At 60.8% G+C, this 7521-nt stretch carries 7 protein-coding genes; 5 read left to right on the top strand and 2 right to left on the bottom strand.

Going from position 1 to position 7521, the window contains the following annotated elements; all coding sequences use genetic code 11:
* Positions 1-345 precede the first annotated feature (345 nt).
* Positions 346-552 (top strand): hypothetical protein, encoded by a 207-nt coding sequence (locus FHT84_RS28450; RefSeq protein WP_113250077.1) that lies wholly within the window; start codon positions 346-348, stop codon positions 550-552.
* Positions 553-617: 65 nt separating this feature from the next.
* Here the strand turns inward: FHT84_RS28450 and FHT84_RS28445 are convergent, their stop codons facing one another.
* Positions 618-1970: an ATP-binding protein gene (locus FHT84_RS28445; RefSeq protein ID WP_113250078.1), complete on the bottom strand. Its 1353-nt coding sequence runs from the start codon at positions 1968-1970 to the stop codon at positions 618-620.
* A 3-nt stretch (positions 1971-1973) separates the two neighbouring features.
* Positions 1974-2693, bottom strand: a complete 720-nt coding sequence (locus FHT84_RS28440) for a response regulator (protein WP_113250079.1) — start codon at positions 2691-2693, stop codon at positions 1974-1976.
* A gap of 360 nt (positions 2694-3053) precedes the next feature.
* Between FHT84_RS28440 and FHT84_RS28435 the strand changes: the two genes are divergently transcribed.
* From FHT84_RS28435 to FHT84_RS28420, 4 genes are all read left to right on the top strand, one after another.
* Positions 3054-3854: a pseudouridine synthase gene (locus FHT84_RS28435; protein ID WP_113250103.1), complete on the top strand. Its 801-nt coding sequence runs from the start codon at positions 3054-3056 to the stop codon at positions 3852-3854.
* Between the two features lie 13 nt (positions 3855-3867).
* Positions 3868-4551, top strand: coding sequence for a phosphoribosyltransferase (locus tag FHT84_RS28430; RefSeq protein WP_113250080.1), 684 nt, complete (start codon positions 3868-3870; stop codon positions 4549-4551).
* Positions 4552-4695: 144 nt separating this feature from the next.
* Complete coding sequence (locus tag FHT84_RS28425; protein ID WP_113250104.1) at positions 4696-5640, top strand: phosphoribosylaminoimidazolesuccinocarboxamide synthase; 945 nt, start codon at positions 4696-4698, stop codon at positions 5638-5640.
* A gap of 352 nt (positions 5641-5992) precedes the next feature.
* Positions 5993-7444 carry an efflux transporter outer membrane subunit gene (locus FHT84_RS28420; RefSeq protein ID WP_113250081.1) on the top strand — a complete coding sequence of 484 codons (1452 nt, stop codon included), beginning with the start codon at positions 5993-5995 and terminating at the stop codon, positions 7442-7444.
* Positions 7445-7521 lie beyond the last annotated feature (77 nt).

Raw genomic sequence — 7521 nt, 5'->3', positions numbered from 1 at the left:
TCGGGCTTATAGACCCTACCTCCGAACCAAGTCAACACTCCAGCTGTAAAAATTCTGACATTTTTGTAAGTGATTGAATGGAAAAGAGGATTTGTGATGGAGACGGGAAATGGCGGAAGGTTTTCCTCACAGACCTCGAAAAAGTTTGTCCAAGTGGTCAAAATTTCCATGCGGGTGCCTTATCGCGAGCTTCTGATGATCTAGCCCTTTCAAATCCAATCAACCCGCTCATTGCGACCTTCGGGTAGCGATACGAACCCGCCGATACGCAACTCCCGCACAAGCCTCAGAAAAACCGAGATTTTACATAAGCTTTCTGCTATATATTAGAGAAGGGAGGAAACAATGCATACAACAAGACCAGAAAGCATCATCGAAGTCAGTTTCGTCAGCGCCAATGGCCGACGCGCGCTCGGCATCATGAGCATGCGCCAGGCATTGGATCTGCCCGACCTGCCGAGCTTTACCTATACCCATCCGGACCCGCTGAAAGCGGCAGCCGGTATCGTGCTGAGCCAGGAAGAGCTCAGGAAATTCCTGACCTGCCACTGAGCAGGCACTGTTCGCACAACACGTCGATCGCGCATCTGCTCGATTGTCAAATAATCGCGCCTATTTCAGGCTGCTTTCCTTTGCATCACCGCCAACGGCAATAGAACAACGGCATTCAGCCCACCTCCCTCGCGATCCTCCAGGCAGAACATGCCGCCATGTGCATCGACAATCTGGCGAACGATCGCAAGGCCCAGACCGCTGCCGCCGAGATCGCGATTGCGCGATTCTTCGAGCCGCACGAAGGGCTCGAGCACTTCTTTGCGCCGGTCTGCCGGAATGCCCGGCCCACGATCTCCGACGATGATGGCGGCCTGATCTCCGCGACGTTCGACGGCGAGATCGGCCCTACAGCCGTAGCGCAAGGCATTGTCTATGAGATTGTCCAATACGCGCACCAGAGCGGTCTCCGTCATGGTCACCGCGACCGGCTGCCCGATCGGCGTGAAGACGACAAGACCCTGTCCGTCGTGCCGCTCCGCCAGGTGGTCGAAAATGGCTGCGTCGAGATCGGCAATGGTCTTGCCGTCCGAAACGACGGTGCTGCGGGCAAAGCCCAGAGCATCCTCCACCAGCCGCTGCATGGCTTCGACATCGGCAATCGCCCGATCACGATGCGGCGTGTCGGGCATCATTTCCATGCGCAGGCGGAAGCGGGTGAGATAGGTCCTCAGATCATGCGAGATTGCTCCGAGGATTAGGGTACGATTATTGACCAAGGCGGAAATGCGCAGCTGCATGGCGTTGATCGCCTTGATCAGCATGCGCAGCTCGCAGGCTCCCCTTTCCGGAATATGAACCGGCTGCAATCCGTTGCCGATCGAGTTGACGGTGCGGGACAAGCGCGTCAAGGGCCGGGTTTCGCGCGCCACCGCGACAATGGCGATGACCGCAACCAGCATGCCGAGGATGCCCGAGATAAGGCCGATAGGAATTCCGTGCAATCGAACGGTCGGGGTCTCGGGAAGATCGAAGACCGCAATCTTGCCGCCCGCGACGCCGATCGACACTTCCATGATCCGGTCCGGCGCACCGACCGAGAACCAGCCCTGCGGCTCTTCCGACAGCGAGCGCATGTTGAAGTAACGATTGCCGAAGGCGATGTTGGCGAATTCACGCGCCAGCTTGCCGGTGAGCGTCAGATGCGAAGTCTCGCTCTTCTGACCGGCTGCCGGCGCATCGGCGAGCCGGATCGCCAGACCATTGGCATTCAGCGCCCGCACGGCCATCGGCTGCGTCTCCGGCGGGACGGCATCGAGAAGACGGACCGCCGTCTTGACTCGCATGGCTGGCGACAGCTCCGGATTGAACGACGTATCCGGCTTCAGCTGGGCGGCGGCGAAAGCCGCGAGCTGTATGACGAACAATGCCACGGCGACGATCATGATGATGCGGGCGACGAGACCGAGTTTCAGCATGGCTCAGACATCCTTCACGTCCGTGGTGAGAAGATAGCCGGCATTGCGCACGGTGGTGATGATATGGGCGCCATCGGGCAGGCAGTGCCCGAGCTTGGTGCGCAGGCGGGAGACCGTGACGTCGATGGTGCGATCGAAGGGGTCGGCGCCGCGGCCGCGTGTCCAGTCGAGCAATTGTTCGCGCGACAGGACGCGCCGTGGCCGCTCGAGGAAGCAGACAAGCAGATCGAACTCCGCCGTCGTCAGATGCACGACGCGTTCGCCGTCCATTTCGATGACGCGGCCGTCGAGATCGACGGTCAAGCCGGCGAAACACTTACGGCGTGACGGGATACTGGCGTCTTCCGGCCGTTCCGGCCCGGATCGCCGAAGGATGGCGCGGATGCGCGCCAGAAGCTCGCGCGGATTGAAGGGCTTGCCGAGATAATCATCCGCGCCCATTTCGAGACCGACGATGCGATCGATATCTTCCGTCTTCGCCGTCAATATAAGGATCGGCACTTTGCTGCGCGCGCGGATGCGGCGGCATACCGACAACCCGTCCTCTCCGGGCAGCATCAGGTCGAGAATGATCAGATCGGGAAAACCCTTGGACAGAACGCGATCCATGACGGCGGCGCTATCGGCCGTCTGCACGGAAAAACCCTCACGGCTCAGGAACTCCTCCAGGAGCGCCCTAATCTCGCGGTCGTCCTCGACCAGAAGAAGCGATGCGGAAACCATGGCCCTTCCATGCGGGGCGAGAGGTCGTTTTGGCAACAGGGAAACGGCCAGCGTTACAAACTGTAACAAATTTCTCCTCTTTTGAAAAACACCAGCAAAAGAAGCAGTGCAGGTTTTCGGGCAAGGGCTATCCCTCCGGAGCGAATGGCGGCAGCCCTGCCGTCTACCCGACCCCATCGCCCGCTCCGGCCCACGACAGGGCTCGCATCCACGAAGTGCGAGCCCTGTTTGCGTTTCAATAGTCTCTTCCCGCACAATGCGGTTTGCGTCCCCGCCGCCGCCATGCGAAAGGATGTCCTTCCCGGGCGCAACGCCCGGCCACGCGATGAAGACAGCAACGATGATCATGAGGCAGAACGGGTGAGCCAGCGGCAATCACCGCAAAGATCCGGCAGGGCGGCGAAGCGCGCCCAGGAGCCCGAAGGCAAGCGCGTGACCTTGCCGCGAGCGCTTTCCAAGCTCGGCTACTGCTCCCGCACCCAGGCGGAGGCGCTGATTACCGCCGGCCGTGTCAGCGTGGATGGCCGGAAGATCGCGGATCCCACTACCTGGGTCGATCTGGAGCATTCGAAATTCGCGGTCGATGGCAGAGAGATATCAGCGGAAAAGAAGCTCTATTTCATGCTGAACAAGCCACGCGGGCTGGTGACCACCCGCGATGACCCCGAAGGGCGGCCGACGGTCTATGATTGCCTCAAGGAGATCGATGCCCGGCACCTCGCGCCAGTTGGACGGCTGGACAAGGCGAGCGAAGGGCTGCTGCTCTTCACCAATGATACGGTGCTGGCCCAGTCCCTGCTCGATCCCGTCAGCCATGTCGGCAAGGCCTATCACGTGCAGGTCGACCGCATCATGGATCAGGAACAGCTTGCGCGCATGGAGCGCGGCATCGTCGACGACGGCGAGCTTCTGACGGCAAGCTCAGCCCGCCTGCTGCGCAGCGGCGATCGCAACAGCTGGATCGAAGTGGAACTCAAGGAGGGCCGCAACCGACAGATCCGGCGCATGCTGGAGGCGCTTGGCATCGAATGCCTGCGGCTGGTGCGTGTCGCCTTTGGCGATATCGCGCTCGGCGATCTGCCGAAGGGCGGCGTGCGGGCCTTGACCGAGGCCGAAATCCTTGGCCTGCGCCGGCGCGCCGGAATGAAAGTCAACAGATAGAAGGCGGAATGCAATGCAACCCCACGATTTCTGGCAGGAGCTGCATGCACCCGGCAGCTTCGACCTGATGGAGGAGCGAGCGGATTTCCATGTGGCCGAACTGCCGGACGGACGTCAATTACGCCTGCCGATCCGCGTACTCGGGGACGGCGAACACGCGCTGGCATCGCTCATCATTAATCAGTCGAGCTTTACCGTGCTGGAGGCGCTGGCGGCAGCATTGGCAGCGCGGATCGCGGCTCACGATATCGAGGTCGTCGCAGGATTGCCGACGCTCGGGCTGACGCTGGCGGCAGCGGTGGCGCGCGCGCTCGGTCATGCGCGCTATGTGCCGCTCGGAACATCGCGCAAGTTCTGGTATCGCGAGGAGTTGTCGGTCCCGCTTTCCTCGATCACCACGCCGAACCAGGAGAAGCGTCTCTATATAGACCCACGAATGCTGCCGCTGCTGGAAGGAAAGCGCGTCGCGCTGATCGACGATGTCATTTCCAGCGGCGCCTCGATCGTCTCCGGGCTTTCTCTCCTGACGTCCTGCGGCATCGAGCCTGCGGTGATCGGGGCGGCCATGCTGCAATCCGAGCGCTGGCGCGATCGTGTCGATATCGACGGCAAGCAATGGAGCGAGCGGATCGTCGGCGTCTTTTCCACGCCGATCCTCGAACGAAGCGAAAACGGCTGCTGGCGCCAGCCGAACTGACGGCTTTTGGCCGGCGCGACGAGGCGACCAGCAACGGATTACATATTATATATAGGAAGACCGTTCCGATTCCGGCCGTGATGCGCTAAGGGTCCGCTCAAGAAGCGTCCGTCAGGCGGATGCACGAGCTTGTTGGTGGACACGTTGCGAATTCTCTCCGAAGCCCATTTTCCGGAATTGCCCAACTACTATCGCGGCAAGGTGCGCGAGAATTACGACCTGCCCGACGGCAGCCGCATCATTATCAGCACCGATCGGCTCAGTGCCTTCGACCGCATCCTCACGTGCATTCCCTACAAGGGCCAGGTCCTGACGCAAACCGCGCGCTACTGGTTCGAACAGACACGCGACATCTGCCCGAACCATGTGATCGACTATCCGGACCCGAATGTCGTCGTCGGCAAGCGGCTGAATATCCTTCCGGTCGAAATCGTCGTCCGCGGCTATCTCGCCGGCACGACCGGTACGTCCATCTTGACGCTCTACAAGAAAGGCCAGCGGGAAATGTACGGAATCACGCTGCCTGACGGCATGCGCGACAACCAGATCCTGCCGGAGCCGATCATCACGCCGACCAGCAAGGAATTCGACGGCGGTCACGACGAGCCCCTCACGCCGACTGAAATCGTCGAACACGGGCTTCTGACGCAAAAGCAATGGCAGACGTTGTCTGACTATGCCCTTGCCCTGTTCGCACGAGGGCAGGAAATCGCCCGCAAGCGCGGACTGATCCTCGTCGATACGAAATATGAATTCGGGACCGACGAAAACGGAACCATCATCCTCGCCGATGAAATCCATACGCCCGACAGCAGCCGCTATTGGCTGGCCGGCAGCTATCAGGAGCGTTTCGAAAAGGGCATGCGCCCGGAAAGCTTCGACAAGGATTTCGTCCGCGCCTGGGTCACAGAGCGTTGCGATCCCTACAAGGATGAGATTCCCGAAATCCCGGGCGAGCTCATCGAAGAGACGTCCAAGGTCTATATCCGCGCCTTCGAAGCGATTACAGGCACCCCTTTCGTGCCTGACGATCGCGGTGCAACACCGCGTGACCGGGTTCGCGCAAGCCTCGCCCGCTATTTCCCTTAAAGCGACGGTCTGGACCATCGCTCAGCTGAATCGGTACGCCGAAACTTCGCGGAAGTTGTGGTGTGTGGGAGTTTTTGCGCCTCTTGCATCTCTTGATTGCGTAGGAAGGGGTATGTTTTTTGCAACACTTCAGATTTTTTTTACCGATAAGCTGATATTTCGCCCGATCACCCATATGTTCGCTGCCGAGAATTCGTAAAAGCCACTGTGCTATTGCAAAACTCGTTGCTAGATTGACGCCGACCGCTTCGGGTCATTGTTTGTACTGCGTAAGACTGGAGCACCGGTACCTGGAGTCATGTTGACTCCGTTAAAGACACTGATCATGTAAATTGAATTGTGGGACAATGTGATGGTTTCCATTCGTACTGCCGCCCCCGCCCTGCTGCTTGTTTTGGCAGGCTGCGTTAGCGGCCCAGACCATAAGCCACCGGAAATGCCTCTCCCGGCCAAATTCTCGGAGGGCGGTACGAAGGCGAACGGCGATATCGCCGGCTCGCAATGGTGGACCGCTTTCGGCGATTCCAAGCTGAATGCCTTCGCCGCACAGGGACTTGCCCAGAACCTCAACATCCAGCAGTCGCTAGAACGCATCAACCAGGCTGAAGCGGCGGTCGTGACCGCAGGCGCTGGCGGCCTGCCGAGCCTGACGGTTACCGGCGACCACACGACCAGCGGCCAGAAGGGCTCGCTGCGCACGCAGACCGAAACGCGAAACAGCACCAGCGGCGGCGCCTCTGTTTCATGGCTGCTCGACCTCTGGGGCCAGTATCGCCGCGCAACGGAAAGCGCCAACGCCTCGCTCGATGCCGCCTATTCCAACGTCGATACCGCGCGCCTGACCTATCTGCAGGACCTGGCCACCAGCTATGTCAATGCCCGCTACTATCAGGCGCTGGTGGCAATCGCCCGCGAAAACCTGAAGTCCCGGCGCGACACGCTTTCGCTGACCAAGTTCCAGCTCGAAGCCGGCGCTGCCTCGCGCCTCGACGTCGTCCAGGCCGAAGGCCTCGTCAACTCGACGCTGTCGACGATTCCCGGCTTCGAGATCAGCTACCGCCAGGCGGTGCATCACATCGCAACCCTGCTCAACGTGCCTTCGTCCACGATCATCGCGCAGATGCAGGGCGGCGGCAGCCAGCCGGTATTCCGCGGCAGCGTCCGCACCGGCGTCCCGGCCGATCTCATCCGCAACCGTCCTGACATTCGCGCCGCAGAGCGGAACCTTGCCGCCGCGACCGCCCAGATCGGCGTTGCTGAAGCGAAGCTCTTCCCGTCGATCACGCTCAGCGGTGCGATCTCGCCGTCCTATATCCATAGCCCGTCCGCAAGCGGCAGCCTCACCAGCTGGTCGTTCGGCCCGGCGCTGAACCTGCCGATCTTCGACGGCGGCACGCTGCGCGCCGGTGTCAAGAGCGCGGAATCGTCCAGCCGCGAACAATACATTGTCTGGCAGCAGACGGTGAGAACCGCGATCCAGGACGTTGAAAACGCCCTATCGGCGGTGACCCGCGATGCGCAGACGGTTGCGGCCCTGCACGCTCAGGTCAAGTCCTACCAGGAAGCCCTGCAGCTCTCGACCGCCAGCTATAAGGATGGCGCGTCTTCGCTGCTCGACGTTCTGGACGCCCAGCGCAACGTGACCAGCGCTCAGCAGAGCCTTGCTCAGGCGGTTCAGCAGAGTGCCATCGACTATATCTCGCTGAACGTCGCGATCGGTGCCGGCTACGTGCCAGCTGGCAAAACAACCGTGGCCGCGGCTCCGGCCAAGGTTGTCAAGGTCGCTGCCAAGAAGGCGAACTGACAGGGTCGCCCGGTTCGCCGGGCACTTTGCTTGAACTGAAAGCCTAAAGCGAAAACCGCCGCGTTCTCCGCGGCGGT

It is taken from the genome of Rhizobium sp. BK289, from assembly GCF_014193575.1.
GTDB lineage: Bacteria > Pseudomonadota > Alphaproteobacteria > Rhizobiales > Rhizobiaceae > Rhizobium > Rhizobium tropici_C.
This window is presented reverse-complemented; position numbering and strand designations above follow the sequence as displayed.